Raw genomic sequence first — 20,756 nt, forward strand, 5'->3', positions numbered from 1 at the left:
TGCGTGGGCGGCGTAAGCAGTCGGTCCAGCGTCCGGCAGCCCGCTAAGGCTCCACCACAAAGCCCGGCAGCCCGAGCTTGCTGCGCCGCCCACCCAGCTTGAGGCCATCATCGACGTAGCCGCAGGCCGCGCCGCTGGTATTGGGCTGCGCAATCACGCCCAGGAAGGAATTGTCCTCGCGGGCCACGTAGATTTTACCATCGGGCCCGCGCTGCAAGGCCCCGATTTTGTGGTTGGAGGAGTGGCCCACCGGCACGGCCGCCTTGGTTTTGAGGTCGAATTGCAGTATCTGCGTTTCGCTCATGCCGGCAGTTAATTTTTGGTCCTTGGTATCGCCGTTGCAGGTGCCGTAGAGCAGGCGGCCATCGGGCGAAAACTCGACGCCGTAGGCCTCCTGGTAGGGCCCGAAGCTGCGCGGGTTGCTCACCTTGCCGGTATTCCGGTCGAAGTCATACACCTCAAACCGGTTGTTTTCGCGCCACAGGGCGGCGGCCAGCTTGCTGCCATCGGGCGAAAACTTGAGCGCCCCAATGGCGTTGCGGCCGGGCCCGGCATTCATGCTGCCCACGTTGCTGAGAATGGGCTTGCCCGAGCCCACACCGTCGGCCGTGACGAGGTAGCTCACGAACGCGCTGGAGTTCCAGCGGTGGGCCACCACCCACACGTCGCGGCCGTTGGGGTGGCGCACGGCGGCCAGCTTCTCAGCTACCGGTGTGATTAGCAAGAGGTTGGCGCGGGGTACGTCGCCGAGGCCGTTGGCGCGGGTCATGTCCACCACCGAGTAGCGCAGGCCGTCGGGGCTGCCCTGCGGGGCCACTGTGAAGATGTAGAAGATGTTGCCCGAGCCGGGGTCGGGCACAATGAGGGCCGACTGCGTACTGCTGCCGCTGCCCATGAGGTGCCGCCCACCCGGCATGGGCTGGTGCTGGCGGTTCCATACGGTTTGGCCATCGGTGTAAAACAGCAACTCGCCGCGCTTGGTGGTGGCCGTGGCGCAGCCCTCGTAGGTGGTCATGGCCCCGTCGAGCAGCGGTGTAGGCGCGCCGCCCGCAAAGTTGAGCCCGGCCTGGCGGCCAAAGTACCACAAGTCGGTGGGCCGCTGGGCGCTAGCGGGTTGCGTAAAAAAAGCAAAAGCAAAAAGGGCAAGAAGGAGCCGGCGCATGGGCAAAGCAGGGAAGGATGAGTACCTGCTTCAACGAAAAAACCGTGCCGGGTGGTGTAAGGATGTAGCGCGAACTTTCCAGTTCGTGCGTGAGTGCAGCGAGCATCCTGCGTATGCTGGCAGCTGGTCCCGGATGCTCGCTGCGCTCGCGCACGAACTGGAAAGTTCGCGCTACGGCGCTACGGCCCATTTCGTGCCTTTGCGGGCTCTTATGCCCCCTTCCTGACGCTTATTTTCAAGCTCACCCCACCCTGAGTACCGGCCAGAAATGCTGTTGCCGCCGCTTCTTAGCCGAAGCGTGCGGCTTTTATTTTGCCTATACCTCAGACTTTTATGCAGTTTTCGTCAGCTTATTTTACTCAATACAAACTTAACGGTAAAAACGAAGCGCTGGCTGGCCTTACTACGGCCCTGGCCTTGGTGCCGGAGGTGGTGGCCTTCGCGCTGCTGGCTCACATCAGCCCGCTGGTGGGCATTGGCTCGGCCTTTGTTATTTGCCTTATTACCAGCGTGTTTGGCGGACGGCCGGGCATGATATCGGGCGCAGCGGGCTCGGTGGCGGTGGTTATTGTGAGTTTGGTGGCCCAGCGGGGCATCGAGTACCTGTTTCCGGCCGTGGTGCTGATGGGGATTATCCAAGTGGTTATCGGGCTGCTGCGCTTCGGCAAGTTTATTCGGCTGGTGCCGCAGCCGGTGGTATATGGGTTTGTTAATGGCCTGGCCATCATCATTTTCCTGGCCCAGCTGGAGCAGTTTAAGGTACATGATGCGGCTGGGGCCGCGCACTGGCTCACGGGCTCGGCGCTGCTGCTGATGGCGGGCCTGGTGGCGCTCACCATGGCCATTGTTTATGTTTTACCCAAGCTCACCAAGGCCGTGCCGGCCTCGCTGGCGGCCATTGTAGTGGTGTCGGCCCTCGTGATTGGCGGCGGGCTGCATACCAAGTCGGTGGGTGACATTGCCTCCATTGCGGGCGGGCTGCCCCGGCCGCACCTGCCGCAGGTGCCCTACACCTGGCACACACTGGGCGTGGTGCTGTCCTACGCCTTCATTATGGCGCTGGTGGGCCTCACCGAAAGCCTGCTCACCCTAACCGTGGTGGACGAAATGACCGATACCCGCGGCCGCGGCAACCAGGATTGCGTGGCCCAGGGCCTGGCCAACATCGCCTCGGGCCTGACGGGTGGCATAGGCGGCTGCGCCATGATTGGCCAAACGATGGTGAACCTCGGGTCGCGCGGGCGCGGGCGGCTCTCGGGCGTGGTGGCGGCGCTGGCGCTGGCGGGCTTCGTGGTGGCCGGCTCGGGGCTGATTGAGCGCCTGCCACTGGCGGCGCTGGTGGGCGTGATGTTTATGGTAGTGATTGGCACGTTTGAGTGGGCCAGCCTGCGCATTTTGCGCCGCATGCCGCTGCCCGACGTGCTGGCGATGCTGCTCGTGACGCTCGTAACGGCCATTTCGCAAAACCTGGCCCTGGCCGTGCTGCTGGGCGTGGTGGTGTCGGCCCTGAACTTTGCCTGGGAAAACGCCCAGCGCATCCGGGCCCGCCACCACCTCGACGCGGCCGGCGTGAAGCACTACGAGCTCTACGGCCCGCTGTTCTTTGGCTCGGTGCAGGCCTTTGGCGAAAAGTTTGACGTGGCCCGCGACCCCGCCGAGGTCGTGCTCGATTTCCGCGAGAGCCGCGTGGCCGACATGTCGGCCCTCGACGCCCTGCATAAGCTCACCGGGCGCTACGCCCGCGCCGGCAAAACCCTGCACCTGCGCCACCTCAGCCCCGACTGCCGCAAGCTTTTAGGGAACGCCGGGGCTATTATTGACGTCAATATTCAGGAGGACCCCACGTACCTGGTGTCGGGGGCCAATGCCATTTATTAGACAGGTTACCAGTAGGTTAATTGCAAAGTTAAGACTTACGCAAACCCCGTTTGTCATTGCGAGCACAGCGAAGTAATCGCACCGAAACGATGCCCGAACGACTCGTTCTGATGCGATTGCTTCGCTGTGCTCGCAATGACAAACGGGGTTTGCGTAAGTGCCTAAAAACAGAGCGTCACTAACGCGGGTCAACCGCTAGCGCGTGGTGCGTTTCGAAATAAGCGTAGCCCGGCACCAATCCGCGCCAAAAAGCCGCGTGCGGACTGGCCGAGCGATGGCGCAACTCGCTATCTACCAAAGGAAACGGGAAAATATGCACCGCCAGGCTGCTTTGCCCAGCCGCCCGCGCCGCCACGGCCAGCAGGTACACCTCCTCAATGCCCGCGTCGGTGAGGGGCAGGCAGCCCACCGTCACGTTGGAGCCGTGCAGGAAAATGTCGCCGCCGGGGTCGCCCAGGCCGGTGGCCAGCAGGTCGTCGGCCGTGGGGTAGTCGAGGCCCAGCGAGAGGTGAAAGGCGCTCTGCGGCTGGAAGCGGTCGATAGTGTAAAAGCCTTCGGGCACCTGCCCGTCGCCGGCCCGGCGCTTGGGCCCCAGCGTGCCCGAAGTAGCTGCCAGCGGGTAGCCGCCCAACTGCCGAAAAGCCGCGTCGCCGTGGTTGCGGGCCCACACTTCCAGCGTCCGGCTGGTTTTGATGAGCCGAAAAAATACCTCCAGCCGGGCCGAGTCGAGGTGTTGGGCTTGCAGGCGGGCGGCCAGCGTGGGCCAGCAATGGGCATAGGCTGCCCGCACGCGTGGAAAGGCCAACTGCTGCTGCCAATAATCGGCCGGGGTAGGTGGCTGGCCCGGCTGGGCGCTGGTTGGGCTCAATAGGCCTAGCCAAAGCCAAGTAATTAGTAGTGCGCGCATAAGCTGCCAATAGGGTTGCGCTTGCCCAACGCCGCCGCCCCCGCGGCCAGTATAAGGGCGGCGCGTTCGCCCTGGCGCGCCGCATCTTTGCGGTCTATGAATCCTGCTACGCTCTTCCAATTCCTCGAAAACCTGGCCCAGCATAACGACCGTGACTGGTTCCAGGCCAACAAAGAAACCTTCGACCAGCTTCGGGCCGATTTTGAGCAAGACGTGGCCTACTGGCTGCGCGAGTTGGTGCAGGATGAGCCCGCCCTGGCCGGCCTGGAGCCCAAAAAGTGCGTCTTCCGCATCTACCGCGACGTGCGCTTTTCCAAGGTGAAGGTGCCGTATAAAACGCACTTCTCGGCCTACTTTGCCGTGGGCGGCAAGCAAAGTGAGGGGCCGGGCCGCTACATTCAGGTGGGCCCCCACGGCCAAACGCTGGTGGCCGGCGGCATCTACGAACCCACCAAGGAGCAGCTAGCCGCCATCCGCCAGGAAATCGACTACGCGGCCGAAGGCTTGCATGCGCTGCTGGCCATGCCCACCGCCCGGCAGCTCTTCCCGCAGGGCATGGGCGGCGCGCAGCTCAAGAAAATGCCGGCTGGCTATGAGGCCACCCACCCCGAGGCCAACTGGCTGCGCCATAAGCAGTTCTTGCTCATGCAACACCTGCCCGATGCCGAGGTGCGGCCGCTTAGCCCCGAGGCATTCCGGGCGCAAGTGCTGGCTGCGCTGTGCGGCCTGGGCCCGTTTTGCGAGTGGCTGACTGACGCCACAGCCAAAGAGTAAGCTTCAATAAGTTAAGCGTAGCCTTAAGGGGCGGTCGCCGGTCCGCCGGCCGACCGGTTGACGCGTGTGCCGCTTGGCTAATTGGGCTGTCACCGCTCACGTAATAATCGCTCGGTTGGCTTTGCCATCGAGCCAGTAGGTGGGTGGGCTGCTTGGCCAGCCGTGCGGGTATCGTTCAGGTGTCAACCGGTCGGCCGGCTTCGCCAACGGACCGGCGACCGCAGTCTACTTTGACTATAATACCAGGATGTTACTCCAGAGCCTTAAAAATTCAGTACTTCCTCTTCGTGGCCGCTGCGGAGCAAGGCGCTGATTTTCTTGCCGTTGCCTTCGGCATTCACAATGTTCATCTGGTCGGAAAACAACTCCAGCAGCATGTCTTGCTGGATGAGCAATTCCTTGGTGGAGCGGGGCAGCGGTACTTTGGCGTAGAGCCAGTAGGCGTCTTTTTCGGGTTGCAGGCCCAAAAACTGCACGTCGAGCGGGCGGCGCGGCTGGCGCGGGGCGGCCGGCAGGCTTAGCTTAAGGTGCTGGTGCAGGTAGAGTTCGGCCAGCGGCAGCGCGCCCGGCGAGCGCAGGTCCACGGCCTTGGCCTGGCCCTGCGAGAGCGCCCGGCTAAAGTCGTCGGTAAAGACCTTCAGGGCCAGCTCTACCTGTTGCTTCTGGGGGTTAAGCTTCAACTCCAGAATGCTGGTGTGGTAGGCGTGGCGGGTGCCCGCCGCGCCCGGCAGCCCCAGTAGCACGAGGGAAAAGAGAAGAACGCGCCGCATAGTAGTACAGTAGGAGAGGTAAGGAGCCCTAAGCCGTTTGTCATTGCGAGCGCAACGCAGTGGAGCGCGGCAATCTTTCCTTTTCCGTTGGGTTGGTACCCCTGACGTGAAGGAAAGATTGCCGCGCTCCACTGCGTTGCGCTTGCAATGACAACTGTTTATGGTAGTAAAATTAACTTAAAACAGCTTCATAACCTGCTTAATCACAATAACATAAGCCATGAGCGCCAGAATCAGCATGGTGCCCACGCGCTGGGCGCCCTCCAGGAATTTCTCTGACGGCTTGCGGCGCAGAATTATCTCGTAGAGCAGGAACAGCACGTGGCCGCCGTCGAGAGCCGGAATTGGCAGCAGGTTCATGAAGGCCAGCACCATGCTCAGCGTGCCCACCAGGCTCCAGAAATGCGGCCAGTTCCAGACGCCCCCAAACTGCTGGGCAATCTCTACGGGACCACCCAGGCTCTCGGAAGCTGACGCCTCGCGCTTTAGAATTTTGCCAAACGCCTTGGCTTGCAGTGTGATAACGCTAAAGGCCTGCTTGGTGCCCTGCGGTACCGACTCGCCGACGCCAAAGTAGCGGGTGCTGAAGTTCAGCTCCGGCTTGGGGCGCACGCCAATTTTGCCGGCGGCGCTCACGGCCACGGGCAGCGCCACCGACTGGCCATCGCGGGTGACCGTGATGGGGATGGTCTGTCCTTTGTAGCGGGGCAGGGTGTGCAGCAGCTCATCGTAGTACCGGATGGGCGTGCTGCCAATCTGGGTGATGCGGTCACCCACCTTAATGCCCGCTTTGGCGGCGGGGTTGCCGGCCACTACCTCGGCCAGGGTGAAGGGCGAGCGGGCTTCTACGAAGAGGCTGTCGCCCTGCTTGTTGAGGCGGTCAAAGAAGTTTTTGGGCAGCTTGGGCAGGTCGAGGAGCTGGCCGCCGCGCTCCACGGTGTAGTACGTCTCGTTGCTGAGCAGCACGTTGGGGTCGTACACGTCGTTGAACTCGGTGAAGGGCCGGCCGTTGATTTTCACAATCTGGTCGCCGTCGCGGAAGCCGATGTCGCGGCCCAGCTTGGTGGTGACCACGCCGTAGCGTGCCTCGGTGGCGGGCAGGTAGCTTTCGCCCAGCTTGTAGGTGAGGGCCGAGAAAATGACGATGCCCGTAATCACGTTCATAATGATGCCGCCCAGCATCACCAGCAGGCGCTGCCAGGCCGGCTTGGCCCGAAACTCGTCGGGCTGCGGTGGGCCGGCCAGCGCGTCGGCGTCCTGCGTTTCGTCCACCATGCCGTGGATGGCCACGTAGCCACCCAGCGGAAACCAGCCGATACCATATTCCGTGTCGCCTACTTTTTTCTTGAGCAGACTGAAATTCCAGACGTGCGGTAGCGGAAACAGGAAGTCAAAAAAGATGTAAAACTTCGTGACCTTAATCTTAAAAAGCTTGGCGAAGGCAAAGTGCCCAAATTCGTGCAAGCCAACCAACAGCGAAAGGCCCAGCACCAGCTGGCCAATCATAATGAGAATTTCCAAAGGGGAATGTTGCGTTAAACTGTCATCCTGAGCTTGCGAAAGGTCTTATCACGCACGCGCTCAGCTATTTACTAAATCTGACGAAAGGCAGCCGTGATAAGATGCTTCCTTTGTCAGCATGACAACGATTTTTTTAGAGCAAACTACTCGCCACGCGCCGCGCTTCGGCATCCGTAGCGGCGTAGTCGGCCAGCGTCGGGGCTGCAAGATACGGTACCCTTTCCAGGCAGTCGGCCACGATATCGGCCATGCCCAAAAAGCTCACTTGGTCTTGTAAAAATGCCGCTACTGCCACCTCGTTGGCCGCGTTGAGCACGCAGGGGGCGGTGCCGCCGCGCTGCATGGCCGCGTAGGCCAGCGGCAGGTGGCGAAACGTGGCCAGGTCGGGCGCCTCGAAGGTGAGGGTGGGGTAGTTAAGAAACGAAAACCGGGGAAAATCATTCCGCAGCCGCTGCGGGTAGCCCAGCGCGTACTGAATGGGCAGCTTCATATCGGGCAAGCCCAGCTGGGCTTTTAGCGAGCCGTCCTCGAACTGCACCAGCGAGTGCACGATGCTCTGGGGGTGCACCACCACGTCAACTTGCTCATCACGAAGGTTAAACAGCCACTTGGCCTCAATCACTTCGAGGCCCTTATTCATGAGCGTGGCCGAGTCGATGGTGATTTTGGCCCCCATCGTCCAGTTGGGGTGCTTGAGGGCCTGCGCCTTAGTAATGTGCGCCAGCTCGGCGGTGCTACGCCCCCGAAACGGCCCGCCCGAAGCCGTAAGAACGACCTTCTCAATGGGGTTCTGCGCCTCGCCCGCCAGGCACTGAAAAATGGCCGAATGTTCCGAATCGACGGGCAGCAGCGCCACGCCGTACTCCTGTACGAGCTTGGTTATCAGCTCGCCGGCCACTACCAGCGTTTCCTTGTTGGCCAGCGCAATATCCTTGCCCGCCCGGATGGCGGCCACCGTGGGGGCCAGTCCCGCGTATCCCACCAGCGCAGTGAGCACCACGGCCACGTCGGGGCGCTGCACCACTTCGGTGAGGGCGGCTGCGCCGGCCAGCACCTGGGTTTCGGGCTGGCTGGCCAGGGCGGCCTTTACCTCCTGGTAAAACTCGTCGCTGATGACCACGGCGGCCGGCTGAAACTCCTGCGCCTGCTGCACCAGCAGCTGCCACTGCCGCCCCGCCGTGAGCACCGCCACCCGAAACCGGCCGCGCTGCTCGCGTACTACGTCCAGCGCCTGCGTGCCAATGGAGCCCGTGGAGCCCAGCAGCGCCAGGCCTTTGGGAGTAGCTGTTATCGAAAAAGAATCCACCAGATAAGTAGGGTTGGGAATAGGAGCGTAAAGGTAAGGGGAGCGTTGCGGGCCTAAGCTCCTCCTTATCCATTTGGCCTGGCTACCCGTAAAGCCAGGGGTAGTAGTCCTGCTACTTTTTCCTTTTCCACCCGCTCCTTAACTTATGTCTGTTAAACTCAAACCGCTCGACCAGCAGGTAATTGTGATTACCGGCGCTACCAGCGGCATTGGCCTGGCCACTGCCCGCGCCGCTGCCAAGGCCGGGGCCCGCCTCGTGCTGGCCGCCCGCTCGCAAGCCGACCTCGATACCGTTGCCCGTCACATTGGCGGCAACATTGCCACCGTGGCCGCCGACGTGGCCGACCCCGACGCCGTGCGCCGCATCCACGAAGCGGCCCATGCCAATTTCGGCGGCTTCGATACCTGGGTCAATAATGCCGGCGTAGGCATGTGGGGCAAGCTGGAGCAAGGCAACCTAGAAGACTTTAAGCGGCTGTACGATACCAATTTCTGGGGCGTGGTCAACGGCTCGCTCGAAGCCATTAAGCACCTCAAAAAGCACGGCGGCGCGCTCATTAATCTGGGTAGTGTTGTGTCGGACGTGGCCGTGCCCATCCAGGGTATGTACGCCTCCAGCAAGCACGCCGTGAAGGGCTTTACCGATGCGTTGCGCATTGAGTTAGCTGATGAAAAAGCACCCGTATCGGTCACGCTCATCAAGCCGGCCGCTATTAACACGCCTTTTCCAGAGCACGCCCGCAACTACCTGCCCGAAAAACCCAAGTTGCCCCAGCCAGTGTACGCCCCTGAAGAAGTGGCCAACGCTATTCTGCACGCTGCCGTGAACCCCATGCGCGACGTGTTTGTGGGCGGCGGCGGCAAAGTAATGAGCAGCGTGAACAAGTACGCTCCTGGCGTAATGGACTGGGTGGAAGCCAAAACCGGCGTGGCCCAGCAGAAGCAGGAAGGCACCAAAGCCGTAAACCCCGCCGGCTCGTTGTACCGCCCCAGCGGCCCCCGCGCCAAAGCACGCGGCAACAACCCCGGCCACGTGATGGAAACCAGCCTCTACACTCGCGCCCGCCTAAACCCGGTGGTAGCGGGCATTGTGGCCGCCACCACGCTGGCCGCCACTATCGCCCTTTTCGCGGGCAAAAAATCGCAATTTCCTAAGCCAACTTCTTATAACGAGCCGCTAGTGCCCGCCACCGACGAGTAAGTAGCGCAAGGTTTCGCAAAGTAAAAAGAGGTTTCGCAAGGTGGAAGAACAGCTCGTTCTCACACCTTGCGAAACCTCTTTTTACTTTGCGAAACCTTGCGCTTCCTACTTCAGCTTATCCAGTGCGGCGCGCAGGCGCGGTAGCGCGGCCTCAATAGAAGCCTGCGACTCAGCCCCCACCGACAGCCGGAACCACGGCTCCGATGCCTCAGCCCCGAAGGCGCTGAACGGCACTACTGCCAGTCCGGCCTCGGTAAGCAGGTAGGAGGTGGTTTCCTTGGTGGTAGCCAGCACCTCGCCGGCCGCCGTGGTGCGGCCTAGCACGTCGATGCGGGCCGTGAGGTAAATGGCCCCGGCCGGCACAATGGCATCTACGGGGTAGCCTTGGGCGCGCAGGTCCTTCAGGCCCTGGTAGGCGGCTTGCAGGCTGCCTTGCAGGCCCGTCTTCAACTCAGCCAGGAAACCATCAACGGCGGCTGTCTGGGGCAGCAGCGCAGCCGTGGCTACTTGCTCGGCCTTGGGAGCCCAGGCCCCGATATGGCCCAGCAGACCTTTCATCTTGTCAATCACCTGCTTAGGCCCAAAAGCGTAGCCTACGCGCACACCGGTAGCGGCGAAGCACTTCGAAATGCCGTCGATGTACACCACGTAGTCGCGCAGGGCGGGCCGCAAGCTCACGGGGTCAAAATGCTGGGTCTGGCCGAAGGTTAGCAGCCAGTAAATTTGGTCGTACAAGATGTAGAGGGGCTTCTCGTCGGGACCGCGGCGCTGGTTTTCAGCCAGCACCAGGTCGCAGATTTCTTCCAGGCCTTCCTTCGTAAATACCGTGCCCGTGGGGTTGAGCGGCGAGCACAGCGCCAGCAGCGTAGCCCCGGCCAGCTGCGGGGCCAGCTCGGCGGCGGTGGGCATAAAGTCGTTTTCGGGCTGGGTGGGCACGGCCACCTGCTGCGCCCCCGAGAGGTGGCAGTAGTGGTTGTTGTTCCACGACGGCACCGGGAACACCACGCGGTCGCCGGGGTCTACTAGCGCCAGGTAAGCGGCGTAAATAAGCGGGCGTGAACCCCCAGCTATCAAAAACTCATCGGCTGGCGAGTAGTTGAGGCCCAGCCGATTGCGCAAGAAGTCGGCGGCGGCCTGGCGCATGTCGGCGGTGCCGGCGGCGGGCGGGTAGTTGGTCTGGCCGGCCTGGTAGGCGGCCATCACGCCATCGCGCAGCTCGGCCGGAATAGGAAACAGCTTAGGGTCAAAATCACCAATGGTGAGGTTACAGATGGTTTCGCCCTGGCGAATCTGCTCGCTCACGGCGTTGCCAATCTTGATAATTTCGGAGCCGCTCATCTGGTCGGCCAGCCGGGAAATACGCATAGGGTAGGAGGTAGGGGAGAGAGCACTAAAGACCCTCAAAGGTACCGATTGTTGCGGGGGGCGGCGATTCATGTAGCGTAAATGCCGCCGGCGATGCCTGCTTACCGCCCCGATACCCACGCTGCCTGGCCGCCAAAAATCTGTTTCAGCGTGTATTTTTTTGCCTCCTGCGCCGTGAGCTGGTGCACCCATGGTACCCGCGCCGCTGGGTTGGCCCCTGAGCCGGTAGAGCGGTATTCGGCGTAGTAGGCGGTTTTCTCGGTGTCGGCGTTTTTCCAGTTGTCCCAGCCGGCTGGCGCAATGTGGCCGCCCAACTTGCAGCGCAGGTACACCACTTGGGCATTGGGCCGCCAAGGCCGCCCGAGGTACACCTTCTTAGCCAAGGCAGTATCGGCCGTTAGCGTACAATCCAGAAAGACAAACCCATATGCCTGGCCGGCCGGCGTAGAGGCCGCCGTTACAAACGAGTTTTTCTTGCTCTTAATTACGCAGTGGTCAAATACGCCGATGCTGGCCCCGAAAATAAAATCGGTGGTGCCCTCGATGTAGCAATCCTGGTAATACTGCCGGCTGCCGCCGGTGGCCAACAGCAGCACGTCCTGGTTGCCCACCATCCGGCAGTGCCGGAAGCTGGCCCGGTCGCCCTCCATGTTGAGCGCCACCGCCTGGCCCGCCGTGTAGCCGGCGGCATTCTCAATTGTCACGTTTTCGGCCGTGAAGTCATTCGCCTGCACCAGCATCGAATACGAGGTCGGCGTGGTGACGCCGGGCATACCCACGTGGTCGGCGTAGGTGATAACGGTGGTGGCGGCATCGTTTCCCCGCAACACTAGGTGGGTTTTGAGGGTTGGCACCATCACTTTCTCGCGGTAGGTGCCGGGCTGGAGCTGAATGATAACCGGCCGCTCCGACTGGCTGGGCGCGGCATCAATAGCCGCTTGCACCGTCCGAAACTGCCCGCTGCCATCGGCGGCTACCACGAGCGGGCCGGCCTGCTGCGCTTGCACTAGGCCCGCGCTCAGTCCCAGGCTAAGCAGTAAAAAAAGCTGCTTCATGGTGTGGTAGGCTGAGCGGCCGCGCCGGTGGGCGCAGCTACCATGTTCTTAGGCAAGGCTTTAGCCAAATGCTGCTCGAACAAGGTAACGTGCTGAGCTTTCAGGTCATTGACCACCAGCTGGGCCATCTTGCGGGCTCCCAGCTCGTTAAAGTGCGTGTTGTCGTTGCGGCCCAGCGGGTAGTTGGGGTGGTCGCCGGGGGCCAGCTGCATAAACAGCAGCTTGGAGTTCTCGTCGCCCAGCTTTTGCAGCAGCTCGCGGCTCAGCCGGTCGAGGTCTACCAATGGCACCTTGGCTTCGGTGGCGGCAGCAGCGGTCAAGGCCGAGTAGGTCACGTGTGTTTCTTTCACGTGCCCTTCCTTGTCGAACTGCCGCCGCGACACCGGCGTAATTAAAATAGGTATGGCCCGCTTGCTGCGTGCCTCGGCCACGAAGCGCAGCAGATTGCGCCGGAAGTCGGCCGGCGGCGTGTAGCGGTCCACTTTGTCCGGCGACTCGTCGTTGTGCCCAAACTGGATGAGCACGTAGTCGCCCGGCCGCAACGCATCGACCACCGGCTGCCAGCGGTTTTCAGTTAGAAACGTGCGCGTGCTGCGCCCGTTCTGCGCCCGATTGTCCACCACCACCGTCGAGTCGAAGAACGTGGTTAGCGGCATGCCCCAGCCCGTTTCGGGAAAAGTAGCGGGGACTTTATTAGCCATCGTCGAATCACCAATCAGGTAAACCTTGGTTTTGTGCGGCGGCGCGGGCGGGGCAAAAGCCAGCAGCCCCAACAGGCCCAGCGTAGCGGCCGAAATGCGAATAAGCATGAGAGGAAGGATGGGAAAGGCCGCTAAATTCCGGCTTTATGCCCCGAAAAGCTACCACTAGTCAGGCCGCCAGGCATTATTATCTGCGCAATCGTTGCCGACAACGTTACCAACGCTGAAAAACAGGGCACAAAAAAACCGGCCTCCCCACGAAGGGGAGGCCGGTAAATCTTTTAGCTGATGAAAGCGGAGCTTATGCAGCTACTTCTTTCACAATGTCGCGACGACGCTCCTTGATACGAGCAGCTTTGCCCGACAGGCCGCGCAGGTAGAACAGACGAGCACGACGTACTTTACCGCGGCGCAGTACTTCGATTTTGTCGATGTTGGGCGACAACAGCGGGAAAATCCGCTCGGTGCCAATCTGGTTCGAGATTTTGCGAACGGTGAAGGTCTCACCGTTGCTGCTGGGGTTGCGGCGCTGAAGCACCACGCCCTGGAACTGCTGAATGCGCTCCTTGTTACCCTCACGGATTTTCACGTGAACGATAATGGTGTCACCGGCTGCAAACTTGGGAAAGCTGGCGCGGCGCTCCTGGCCTTCGGCATTAATAAAGTCGAGTAGTACGCTCATGGCGAAAAAAAGAATTACGAAGTAGGCAGCGCCGCTGCCCGCTGGTTGGTATTTTGCGAAACGGAGCGCAAAGATAGAAAATTAAGCGCAGAAAAGCAAGTGCTGATGGGTTAAATAACTGGCAGTAGTTGCATTAATGCAATAAATCGGGCCTTTTGGCCTGGGTGTGGGCTAGCGCCTGCTCGTGGCGCCACTCCTCAATCTTGGGCGTGTTGCCCGAAAGAAGAATGTCGGGCACGGCGAGCCCGCGCCATTCGGCCGGCCGGGTGTACACGGGGGGAGCCAGGAGGTCGTCCTGGAAGGAGTCGGAGAGAGCTGATTCTTCGTTGCCTAGCACGCCAGGCAACAATCGCACTACAGCATCAACCAGCACGGCCGCGCCCAGCTCGCCCCCGCTCATCACGAAATCGCCAAGGCTAATTTCGTGCGTAACGTAGTGGTCCCGAATGCGTTGGTCCACGCCCTTGTAGTGACCGCACAATAGGATGAGGTTGCCAAGCAGCGAAAGCCGGTTGGCCAGCGGCTGACGCAGCACCTCGCCGTCGGGCGTGAGGTAGATGATGGCATCGTAGGTCCGCTGGGCCTGCAACTCATCAATCCAGGCCGCAATGGGCTCCACGCGCAGCACCATGCCCGCCCCGCCGCCAAACACGTAATCATCGAGCTGGCCATGCTTATTAATCGCATAGTCGCGCAAGTTGTGCACGTGGATATCGGCCAAGCCCTTGTCCTGCGCCCGCTTCACAATGGAATGGGCAAACGGACTTTCGAGCAAGGCCGGCTGGCAGGTGAGAATGTCTATACGCATTGCTGGTAGCGTGGACTCTGTGAGTCCGCGCGGGGTAACGTTGTGCAACTAAGCAACGCGCGGACTCGCAGAGTCCACGCTACCAGCTAGTCGGCGTTTGGGTTTTTGTGCGCGCTGGGGTTCATGTAGATGTCCAGCAAGCCGTCGGGCATGTTGACGAAGAGTTGCTTTTTCTCCATGTCGGCGTGGCTCACCAATTCATCCACTACGGGCAGCAATACTTCCTGGCCTTGGTAGCGCATGGCTAGTACATCCTGCTGCGGAAACTCGTAGAAATTCTCTACTACGCCCAACACGCCCTCTTTCTCGTCAATTACCTGAAAGCCAATGACATCGTGAAAGTAGAACTGCGCTTCGCCTAACGCTGGCAACTCGCTTAGCGGCAGCCAAAGCTTGGACCCGCGAAGCGGTTCGGCCTCCTCGATGCGCTCGATGCCACGTAGCTTGAGCAGCACGCGCTGGCCCGCCTGCGGGTTCACGCGGTCTACCTGGTAGGCGGTGAGCTTGGTGGGAGTGGCGGCCAGGGCCAAATACACGGTTTTAAGCCGGTCGTAGGTCGAGGCATCGTCCACGTCCAACTGCGTTACCATCTGACCTTTCAGGCCGTGGGGCTTCACGATAAAGCCAAGCTCAAAGCATTCGTCGAGCGTCATGCGCGGGGAGGAATAGGGGCAGTAGAAAAGAGAGTACGCCCACCTAAACACGAACGTCATGCCGGGCAATGCACAGCATGACGTTCATGTTCAATAGGTTAGCGAGCCAGGGCTAGCAAACTTACGCGGCGGCTTCGGCCGATGTTTCGGCGGTCTCCGTCGTGCCTTCGGTAGCTTCTTCAGCAGCCGGGGCGGGCGTAGCAGCGGCTAACGCATCAGCCTGCTTCTTGGCCAAAGCAGCGGTGCGGGCTTCCTTCACTTTGGTTTCGGCAGCCATAGCAGTGGCGCGGGCTTCGGCCTTGGTGTCGGTGAGGCCAGTCTTCTTGGCTTCGATTTTGGTGTTTTTCTCGTCCAGCCACGACTGGTAGCGCTGGTCGGCAACTTCCTGGGTCAGCGCACCTTTCACTACACCTAGCTGGAGGTGACGACGCAGCAACACGCCACGGTAGGCGAGCATGGCGCGAACGGTTTCGGTAGGCTGCGCGCCGGTCATTACCCAGTAGAAAGCGCGGTCGCTGTCGTAGGTGATGGTAGCGGGGTTGGTGTTGGGGTTGTAGGTACCGAGCTTCTCGATGAAGCGGCCATCGCGGGGAGCGCGGGCGTCGGCTACTACGATGTCGTAAGTCGCGGCCTTCTTGCGGCCACGGCGGGCGAGGCGGATTTTAACTGCCATAAACCTTGGGGGTTATGCGATGCATCTCGTGCATCTGAGTGAAGATATTTTCCCTGTTTGGGGCCGCAAAGGTACGGAGAAGAATCAGGAATAAATAACTTTTTCCGGAGAATAATACGGGATTAGTATCGTGATATTTGACCTTGAATTCATCTTTTTCTAATTTCTTACTTCTTCAAGCGTATGCGCAAAAAAATACCCCATTGGCTTCCGTTCGTCCTGCTCCTGCTACTGGGCCCGGCCCGTAGCTGGGCCCAGCAACAGACTACCATGCACTGCCTGTTGCCGAGCGGCCAACCAGCTGCTCTCCAGGTAGCTAATTCGTCTGCCCGCAGCACGGCCGCGACTATTCCCGCTTGTAGTAGGGTTATCAACGTCAATATTCATTTTATTCTGCGCCAGGATGGCACCGGCAATTGGAATGAAGTGGATAACGGGATAAAATACAAACGTTACAATGACCCAAATACAACATATCAGCCTGATACCGCCCGAAATGGGTACACCTATGCTCGCGGGCTGGTAGATGAAATGAATGCCAACTTTGCCATCAACCCGCCGCAGGGCAACCCATCAGGAATTCCAAACCCAGCTAAAAAAATTCGGGTCACGCTCAATGGGGTGTATTTTCACCGGGTAAGCGCGGAGCTGTTTGAAGTTGATAAGGATAAAACCGACGCCTACGGCAACAAGGTGTATACAGGTATTTTTCTGGGGGGGGTACCTGATTCCCGCCTGTTTGATACGTATGGGGCAGCGAAAGACACGGTCATCAACATGCTGGTCACGGGCGACTATACGGAGGTACACGTATCCGATATTAGTGGGATAGCTTGCTCCATCGGCTATAATGCCAATACCCCAACTACCAGTTGGCTTAAAGTTTTTAATACCAATGAGTTCTGGAAGTGGCGACAGGAGAATGAGGGTAACGCAAACACTACCCAAGCCCCTGGCTACATCATTCCGCAGAATGCCCAGCAACTCACTGCCAATACGATGTGCCACGAGTTGGGACATCTGCTGGGGCTAATTCACACGTTTGAAGGGGGCAATGGTTGCTAGGATGTAAACATGCAGCAAGGGCAGTCGGGCAATAACCTGATGGACTACGTCAGTGCCAATAACTACGCCGTATCGCCGTGCCAGCTTGATGTGATGCACGGGCAGCTCGACGACCCGGCCAACCCGGCCAGCGATTACCGTCGCTACCTAACCCGGTCGGCCTGCGATGAGGTGCCGCCCCGCGCCTTTTTTACCCTGGCGGCCAGCACCTTCCCCGACCCCACCCAGGTGTGGATGGATAGCCGGGGTACCTACGCCGCCACTGGCTGGCAGGTGAATCTTTACCAGCAAGTGCCGGGGTTTGGCTTGGTCAGGCAGGGCACCTATACCAAGCACGGTGGCCTGGGCCAGCGCTGGAATATAGCCCGGGTGTTCACCCTGAGCAGCGGGGGCAGCTACCAGCTGGAAATGAAAGCAGTGAAGCCGAGTGGTCAGTTCCACGTGTACCGGCAAAGCTTCACGGTAGCTGACGCGGGGGCGAGTGGCCCCCCCGCCTGCGATGACTGCGAGCCGCCACGCTTACCCGAAAGCGCCACTAAACCGGGTGCGCCGGTGCCCCCGCGCCCAACTGCCATTGCCCGTCCTTAAACCCCTACCTGCTACCTGATATGAAAAATCAATTCTGTTTTTTGCGCCGCCGGGCCCTGGCGGTGCTGGGCGGCGGGCTCGGGCTGCTGGCGGCCCACCCGGCGGCCCAGGCCCAGGCCCGCCCACCCTACGACTGGAGCTGGGCCACCCAGCTGGGGCCGAGTGCCGGCACTAACCGCACCGCCTTTGTGCGGGGGCTGGCCGCCGACGCGGCCGGCAACGTAACCATCGGCGGCGAGTTCAACCCCGACCTCTACTTTGCCAACGAGCCCACCGTGCTGCAAACCAACCGGGCACCTGACCCCCGAACGGGCGATACCTCCCCCAATGGCTTTGTGGCCCAGTACCGGCCCGGGGGGCAACTGGCCTGGACGCTCAACCTCGAAAGCCCGGGCGCGCAACTAGTTGACCTGGCTACCGACGCGGCCGGCAACATCTACGCCCTGGGCTACCGGGCGGGTAGCCTCAGCTTTGGGGCGGGCGTGGCGCTGCTCACCCAACCGGGGTCGCGGGCCTTCTTGGTCAAGCTTAGTGCGGCCGGCGTGCCGCAGTGGGCCGTGGACCTGGTGGCTGCACCGCAGGGCCTGACGGAAAGCTACTTTACCTGGCAGCTGGCCGTCGATGCGGTGGGCAACAGCGTGGTGCAGGGCACATACAGCGGGACCATTACCGTGGCCGGGCAAACCTACACTGCCCCGGCAAACTCCTCGACCCGCCAGCCCTTTCTGGTGCGCACCACGGCCGCCGGGGTGGTGGCGAGCGCCTGGGGCGGGCAGCAGACGCAGGGAGATGATATTGACCGTAGCTACACCGGGCTGGCTTTAGCGCCAACCGGCGAGGTGTACCTGTCTGGGTCAGTGAGTGGGGCAGTGCTTAAGTTTGGCAGCCTACCACCGGTTAGCTCACCCGCTACCGCCACGCGGCCGGCGGGCTTTCTGCTAAAAGTATCGGCGGCGAACGTAGCCGAATGGGTGCTGGTCGGCAACGCGGCGACGGCCACTACTTACAATGCGTTTGAAGACGTGAAGGTGAGCTCATCCGGGGCCGTTTACGCCTTAGGCAGCCTGAATGGTCCGCTCACGCTGGGTACGCAGGCCATTGCCAACCCGGCCAACGGCAACAGCTTTGTGGCGCGGCTGGCCCCCACCGGTGCCGTCCGGCGCATAGCCATTGGCACCAGCAGCCCCCGAAACCTGGCGCTTGGCCCCCACGACGACCTCTTCATTGGTACCGGTACGGTCCCGGGGCCGGTGAGCTGGGGCAGTGTGCAGCTGCCCGGCCCCGATAATGACAACGACCAGCGGCTCAACGTGTTGCGGCTCGACTCGATGGGCCAGGCGCTGCAAGGTTGGCAGGCCAGCGGGCCGCCCATCGTGCGTGAGCCCCGGCTGGCCGTGGATGGGCAAGGGCAGGCGGCGGTAGCGGCCTGGCTCTACGGCACGGGTACGTATCGCTTCGGCAGCAAGCCAGCTACCGCCGCCAACCCGTGGGGCATGTTGGTGGCGCGCACGGGTTCGCAGGTGCTGGCTGCGCACCCGGCGCAGCCGGTGCCCGGCCTGGCCATTTACCCCAACCCCGCCCACGCCACCGCTACCATCGACCTGGCGTTGGCCGCGCCCGCCCAGGTACAAGTGCTTGATGCGCTGGGGCGCGTGGTGGCCACCCAGGCGCTGCCCCGCGCCGGCACGCTCGACCTGCGCGGGCTGGCAGCCGGTACCTACCTGGTGCGGGTGCAGCAGGGAACGGCCGCCAGCTACCAGCACCTGACCGTGCTGCCCTAGGGCTGGGCTGGGTTTCAGGTATTGACGCAAAAAGGCCCCGTTGCTTTCGAGAACAACGGGGCCTTTTTGCGTGAGGGCAGGCGGTACGCTAAGCGGCCTGGGCCAGCTTTTTGGTGCGCTGCTTGGGCTGCACGTTCTTGCGCTTGATTTTGATGATGCGGGCCTTGTCCAACGTCCAGATAGCCAGGTAGGTAGGGTCAAATTCCCACCACTTCACGCCGAAGTTTACGCGCATCGGCAGCTTGTGGTGGTTGTTTTGGAATAGCTCGCCGAAGGCCAGGAAATCCAGCGCCAACGTGTTTTTGCTCTTGTCATTGTTGTCGAAGTTCTGGTAGCCGTACTTGTGGCCACCCCAGTTCACGATAGCACCGTGAATCGGGCCCATCAGGAAGTGGATGGGCAGCAGCAGATACTGCCACCAAGCAGTAGCGAAGCCGATGTAGAACAGCACGTAGGCCGTGCCCCAACCCAGGCGCGAAACGACCGTGCTACCAAAGGCTTCCAGCGCCTTCCACTCCGGAATGTCACCATCAAAGCTCTCCGCCCGCTCATTCTTTTGGTGAAGCACGTCGTTGTAGATGTTCTTGGTCTTCCACATCATGTCAAACGCGTTATTCGAGAAGTGCGGCGAGTGCGGGTCCAACTCCGTGTCGGAGTAGGCATGGTGCATGCGGTGCAGCAGCGCGTAGGCCCGCGGCGACAGAAACGAGCTGCCCTGGCAGATGTATGTGAACAGGTAAAAGAACCGCTCCCAGAACTTGTTCATGGTGAACATCTTATGCGCCGCGTAGCGGTGCAGATAAAACGTCTGCGTGAACAGCGATAAGTAGTAGTGGGCAACGAAAAAAACCAGGATGGCCATTCGATAATGAAATAAGTGTGAGGTTAGCGCCGCCCGCACAAGCTATTCGTGTGGGGCTTAGTTCACCGTTAAGACAAAATTACGGCCGTTGTTTAGCCGAAATTGCCCCACTCCTCCACAATGCCATAATGTTACACCCTTGGTCAAGGAGTGAATTGGTGAGTGAGTGAAGGAGTGATTTTTCTGCCTACTTCATCCTTCGCCTCCTTGCGCATTCACTTCCTCACGTAGTATAAAAGGCTCGGGCCGCATCCCAGTGCGGGGCGTCGGGCAGGGGGGCCACAAACTTCATGGCTGCTTTCGTTACTGGGTGCTGCAATTCGAGCTGGCGGGCGTGCAGCGCAATGCTCACGTCGGGCAGGGGGTTGAGGAAGCCGTACTTTACGTCGCCCACGATGGGCGTGTGCAGGCCCGTGGCAAGCTGCACCCGAATCTGGTGCGGCCGGCCGGTTACGGGGTTCACTTGCAGCAGGTAGCGGTTGGCGGCGGGGCCCAGCAGCTCGTAGCTCAGCTCGGAGCGCTGGCCCTGGCCATGCTTGTCGGTGTAGGCCTTAGTAACGTTGCGCATGGGGTCTTTCACCAGCCAGTGCACCAGCTTGCCGTGCTCGGGCACGGGCGGCTTACCGGTGAGCGCCCAATAGGTTTTGGTCATCAGGCCATCGCGGAACATCTCGTTGAGCCGGCTCAGGGCCTTGCTGGTTTTGGCCATGACCACAATGCCCGACACCGGCCGGTCGATGCGGTGGGCCACGCCTACAAAGGCTGCGCCGGGCTTCTTGTACTTGAATTTCAGGTACTCCTCGGCCTTTTTAGAAAGGGGCTCGTCGCCGGTTTCGTCGCCCTGCACCAAGATGCCAGCGGGCTTGTTAATCACCAGCAGGTGATTGTCTTCGAAAATAATCTCCTGGCCTTCGGCCCACAGGTTTGGACGGTTCACGCGGTAGTAGGGCCGCAGCGCGGGCTGCGGAAAAAGATAGTTCTGGTCACCGAAAAATAAGCAGCAG

At 61.0% G+C, this 20,756-nt stretch carries 20 protein-coding genes; 6 read left to right on the top strand and 14 right to left on the bottom strand.

The window, feature by feature from the left end; genetic code table 11:
- Positions 1-43: 43 nt before the first annotated feature.
- Positions 44-1,162 (bottom strand): NHL repeat-containing protein, encoded by a 1,119-nt coding sequence (locus tag ACYVGC_RS06835; RefSeq protein ID WP_460583063.1) that lies wholly within the window; start codon positions 1,160-1,162, stop codon positions 44-46.
- 333 nt (positions 1,163-1,495) lie between these two features.
- Between ACYVGC_RS06835 and ACYVGC_RS06840 the strand changes: the two genes are divergently transcribed.
- Complete coding sequence (locus ACYVGC_RS06840) at positions 1,496-3,040, top strand: SulP family inorganic anion transporter (protein WP_460583064.1); 1,545 nt, start codon at positions 1,496-1,498, stop codon at positions 3,038-3,040.
- A 178-nt stretch (positions 3,041-3,218) separates the two neighbouring features.
- Here ACYVGC_RS06840 and ACYVGC_RS06845 read toward each other — a convergent pair whose 3' ends face one another.
- Positions 3,219-3,947, bottom strand: coding sequence for a L,D-transpeptidase family protein (locus ACYVGC_RS06845; protein ID WP_460583065.1), 729 nt, complete (start codon positions 3,945-3,947; stop codon positions 3,219-3,221).
- A 96-nt stretch (positions 3,948-4,043) separates the two neighbouring features.
- Between ACYVGC_RS06845 and ACYVGC_RS06850 the strand changes: the two genes are divergently transcribed.
- Positions 4,044-4,721 (top strand): DUF2461 domain-containing protein, encoded by a 678-nt coding sequence (locus ACYVGC_RS06850; RefSeq protein WP_460583066.1) that lies wholly within the window; start codon positions 4,044-4,046, stop codon positions 4,719-4,721.
- Between the two features lie 263 nt (positions 4,722-4,984).
- Here ACYVGC_RS06850 and ACYVGC_RS06855 read toward each other — a convergent pair whose 3' ends face one another.
- The 3 genes from ACYVGC_RS06855 to ACYVGC_RS06865 form a co-directional block, all read right to left on the bottom strand.
- Positions 4,985-5,491 (bottom strand): DUF6702 family protein, encoded by a 507-nt coding sequence (locus ACYVGC_RS06855; protein WP_460583067.1) that lies wholly within the window; start codon positions 5,489-5,491, stop codon positions 4,985-4,987.
- A gap of 177 nt (positions 5,492-5,668) precedes the next feature.
- Positions 5,669-7,012, bottom strand: a complete 1,344-nt coding sequence (rseP, locus tag ACYVGC_RS06860; RefSeq protein WP_460583068.1) for an RIP metalloprotease RseP — start codon at positions 7,010-7,012, stop codon at positions 5,669-5,671.
- Positions 7,013-7,145: 133 nt separating this feature from the next.
- Positions 7,146-8,318 (bottom strand): 1-deoxy-D-xylulose-5-phosphate reductoisomerase, encoded by a 1,173-nt coding sequence (locus tag ACYVGC_RS06865; RefSeq protein WP_460583069.1) that lies wholly within the window; start codon positions 8,316-8,318, stop codon positions 7,146-7,148.
- 145 nt (positions 8,319-8,463) lie between these two features.
- Here ACYVGC_RS06865 and ACYVGC_RS06870 point away from each other — a divergent pair, with 145 nt between their 5' ends.
- Positions 8,464-9,519, top strand: coding sequence for an SDR family oxidoreductase (locus ACYVGC_RS06870; protein WP_460583070.1), 1,056 nt, complete (start codon positions 8,464-8,466; stop codon positions 9,517-9,519).
- Between the two features lie 105 nt (positions 9,520-9,624).
- Here ACYVGC_RS06870 and ACYVGC_RS06875 read toward each other — a convergent pair whose 3' ends face one another.
- The 7 genes from ACYVGC_RS06875 to ACYVGC_RS06905 form a co-directional block, all read right to left on the bottom strand.
- Positions 9,625-10,884, bottom strand: a complete 1,260-nt coding sequence (locus tag ACYVGC_RS06875) for a pyridoxal phosphate-dependent aminotransferase (RefSeq protein WP_460583071.1) — start codon at positions 10,882-10,884, stop codon at positions 9,625-9,627.
- A 101-nt stretch (positions 10,885-10,985) separates the two neighbouring features.
- Positions 10,986-11,939 carry a pectinesterase gene (locus ACYVGC_RS06880; protein ID WP_460583072.1) on the bottom strand — a complete coding sequence of 318 codons (954 nt, stop codon included), beginning with the start codon at positions 11,937-11,939 and terminating at the stop codon, positions 10,986-10,988.
- Positions 11,936-12,748, bottom strand: coding sequence for a rhamnogalacturonan acetylesterase (locus tag ACYVGC_RS06885; protein ID WP_460583073.1), 813 nt, complete (start codon positions 12,746-12,748; stop codon positions 11,936-11,938). Before ACYVGC_RS06885 ends, ACYVGC_RS06880 begins: the two co-directional genes overlap by 4 nt.
- 193 nt (positions 12,749-12,941) lie before the next feature.
- Positions 12,942-13,322 carry a 50S ribosomal protein L19 gene (gene rplS, locus ACYVGC_RS06890; protein WP_460583074.1) on the bottom strand — a complete coding sequence of 127 codons (381 nt, stop codon included), beginning with the start codon at positions 13,320-13,322 and terminating at the stop codon, positions 12,942-12,944.
- A gap of 133 nt (positions 13,323-13,455) precedes the next feature.
- Positions 13,456-14,130 carry a tRNA (guanine(37)-N(1))-methyltransferase gene (gene trmD, locus ACYVGC_RS06895; RefSeq protein WP_460583075.1) on the bottom strand — a complete coding sequence of 225 codons (675 nt, stop codon included), beginning with the start codon at positions 14,128-14,130 and terminating at the stop codon, positions 13,456-13,458.
- A gap of 86 nt (positions 14,131-14,216) precedes the next feature.
- Positions 14,217-14,783 carry a ribosome maturation factor RimM gene (rimM, locus tag ACYVGC_RS06900; RefSeq protein WP_460583076.1) on the bottom strand — a complete coding sequence of 189 codons (567 nt, stop codon included), beginning with the start codon at positions 14,781-14,783 and terminating at the stop codon, positions 14,217-14,219.
- A gap of 121 nt (positions 14,784-14,904) precedes the next feature.
- Positions 14,905-15,456, bottom strand: coding sequence for a 30S ribosomal protein S16 (locus ACYVGC_RS06905; RefSeq protein ID WP_460583077.1), 552 nt, complete (start codon positions 15,454-15,456; stop codon positions 14,905-14,907).
- A 183-nt stretch (positions 15,457-15,639) separates the two neighbouring features.
- Between ACYVGC_RS06905 and ACYVGC_RS06910 the strand changes: the two genes are divergently transcribed.
- From ACYVGC_RS06910 to ACYVGC_RS06920, 3 genes are read left to right on the top strand one after another with little or no spacing between them, the layout of a single operon-like run.
- Positions 15,640-16,521, top strand: a complete 882-nt coding sequence (locus ACYVGC_RS06910) for a M43 family zinc metalloprotease (RefSeq protein ID WP_460583078.1) — start codon at positions 15,640-15,642, stop codon at positions 16,519-16,521.
- Positions 16,522-16,530: 9 nt separating this feature from the next.
- A complete protein-coding gene (locus ACYVGC_RS06915; RefSeq protein ID WP_460583079.1) occupies positions 16,531-17,109 on the top strand; it encodes a hypothetical protein in 579 nt (192 codons plus the stop codon).
- Between the two features lie 20 nt (positions 17,110-17,129).
- Complete coding sequence (locus ACYVGC_RS06920; RefSeq protein WP_460583080.1) at positions 17,130-18,890, top strand: T9SS type A sorting domain-containing protein; 1,761 nt, start codon at positions 17,130-17,132, stop codon at positions 18,888-18,890.
- An 88-nt stretch (positions 18,891-18,978) separates the two neighbouring features.
- Here the strand turns inward: ACYVGC_RS06920 and ACYVGC_RS06925 are convergent, their stop codons facing one another.
- Together ACYVGC_RS06925 and ACYVGC_RS06930 are read right to left on the bottom strand one after the other, a co-directional pair.
- The gene (locus tag ACYVGC_RS06925; protein WP_460583081.1) at positions 18,979-19,752 is read right to left on the bottom strand and encodes an acyl-CoA desaturase; all 774 of its coding nucleotides are present in this window, start codon (positions 19,750-19,752) and stop codon (positions 18,979-18,981) included.
- Between the two features lie 223 nt (positions 19,753-19,975).
- Complete coding sequence (locus ACYVGC_RS06930; protein WP_460583082.1) at positions 19,976-20,689, bottom strand: RluA family pseudouridine synthase; 714 nt, start codon at positions 20,687-20,689, stop codon at positions 19,976-19,978.
- Positions 20,690-20,756 lie beyond the last annotated feature (67 nt).

The organism is Hymenobacter arcticus (assembly GCF_054779975.1).

What these genes read in the sequence shown, in the direction of transcription:
- ACYVGC_RS06850 (WP_460583066.1), top strand. Translation starts at nt 4,044, where the DNA reads ATGAATCCTGCTACGCTCTTCCAATTCCTCGAAAACCTGGCCCAGCAT.
- ACYVGC_RS06835 (WP_460583063.1), bottom strand. Translation starts at nt 1,162, where the DNA reads ATGCGCCGGCTCCTTCTTGCCCTTTTTGCTTTTGCTTTTTTTACGCAA.
- ACYVGC_RS06925 (WP_460583081.1), bottom strand. Translation starts at nt 19,752, where the DNA reads ATGGCCATCCTGGTTTTTTTCGTTGCCCACTACTACTTATCGCTGTTC.
- trmD (WP_460583075.1), bottom strand. Translation starts at nt 14,130, where the DNA reads ATGCGTATAGACATTCTCACCTGCCAGCCGGCCTTGCTCGAAAGTCCG.
- ACYVGC_RS06840 (WP_460583064.1), top strand. Translation starts at nt 1,496, where the DNA reads ATGCAGTTTTCGTCAGCTTATTTTACTCAATACAAACTTAACGGTAAA.
- ACYVGC_RS06855 (WP_460583067.1), bottom strand. Translation starts at nt 5,491, where the DNA reads ATGCGGCGCGTTCTTCTCTTTTCCCTCGTGCTACTGGGGCTGCCGGGC.
- ACYVGC_RS06870 (WP_460583070.1), top strand. Translation starts at nt 8,464, where the DNA reads ATGTCTGTTAAACTCAAACCGCTCGACCAGCAGGTAATTGTGATTACC.
- ACYVGC_RS06875 (WP_460583071.1), bottom strand. Translation starts at nt 10,884, where the DNA reads ATGCGTATTTCCCGGCTGGCCGACCAGATGAGCGGCTCCGAAATTATC.
- ACYVGC_RS06905 (WP_460583077.1), bottom strand. Translation starts at nt 15,456, where the DNA reads ATGGCAGTTAAAATCCGCCTCGCCCGCCGTGGCCGCAAGAAGGCCGCG.
- ACYVGC_RS06910 (WP_460583078.1), top strand. Translation starts at nt 15,640, where the DNA reads ATGCGCAAAAAAATACCCCATTGGCTTCCGTTCGTCCTGCTCCTGCTA.
- rimM (WP_460583076.1), bottom strand. Translation starts at nt 14,783, where the DNA reads ATGACGCTCGACGAATGCTTTGAGCTTGGCTTTATCGTGAAGCCCCAC.
- ACYVGC_RS06845 (WP_460583065.1), bottom strand. Translation starts at nt 3,947, where the DNA reads ATGCGCGCACTACTAATTACTTGGCTTTGGCTAGGCCTATTGAGCCCA.
- ACYVGC_RS06920 (WP_460583080.1), top strand. Translation starts at nt 17,130, where the DNA reads ATGAAAAATCAATTCTGTTTTTTGCGCCGCCGGGCCCTGGCGGTGCTG.
- ACYVGC_RS06915 (WP_460583079.1), top strand. Translation starts at nt 16,531, where the DNA reads ATGCAGCAAGGGCAGTCGGGCAATAACCTGATGGACTACGTCAGTGCC.
- ACYVGC_RS06885 (WP_460583073.1), bottom strand. Translation starts at nt 12,748, where the DNA reads ATGCTTATTCGCATTTCGGCCGCTACGCTGGGCCTGTTGGGGCTGCTG.
- ACYVGC_RS06880 (WP_460583072.1), bottom strand. Translation starts at nt 11,939, where the DNA reads ATGAAGCAGCTTTTTTTACTGCTTAGCCTGGGACTGAGCGCGGGCCTA.
- rplS (WP_460583074.1), bottom strand. Translation starts at nt 13,322, where the DNA reads ATGAGCGTACTACTCGACTTTATTAATGCCGAAGGCCAGGAGCGCCGC.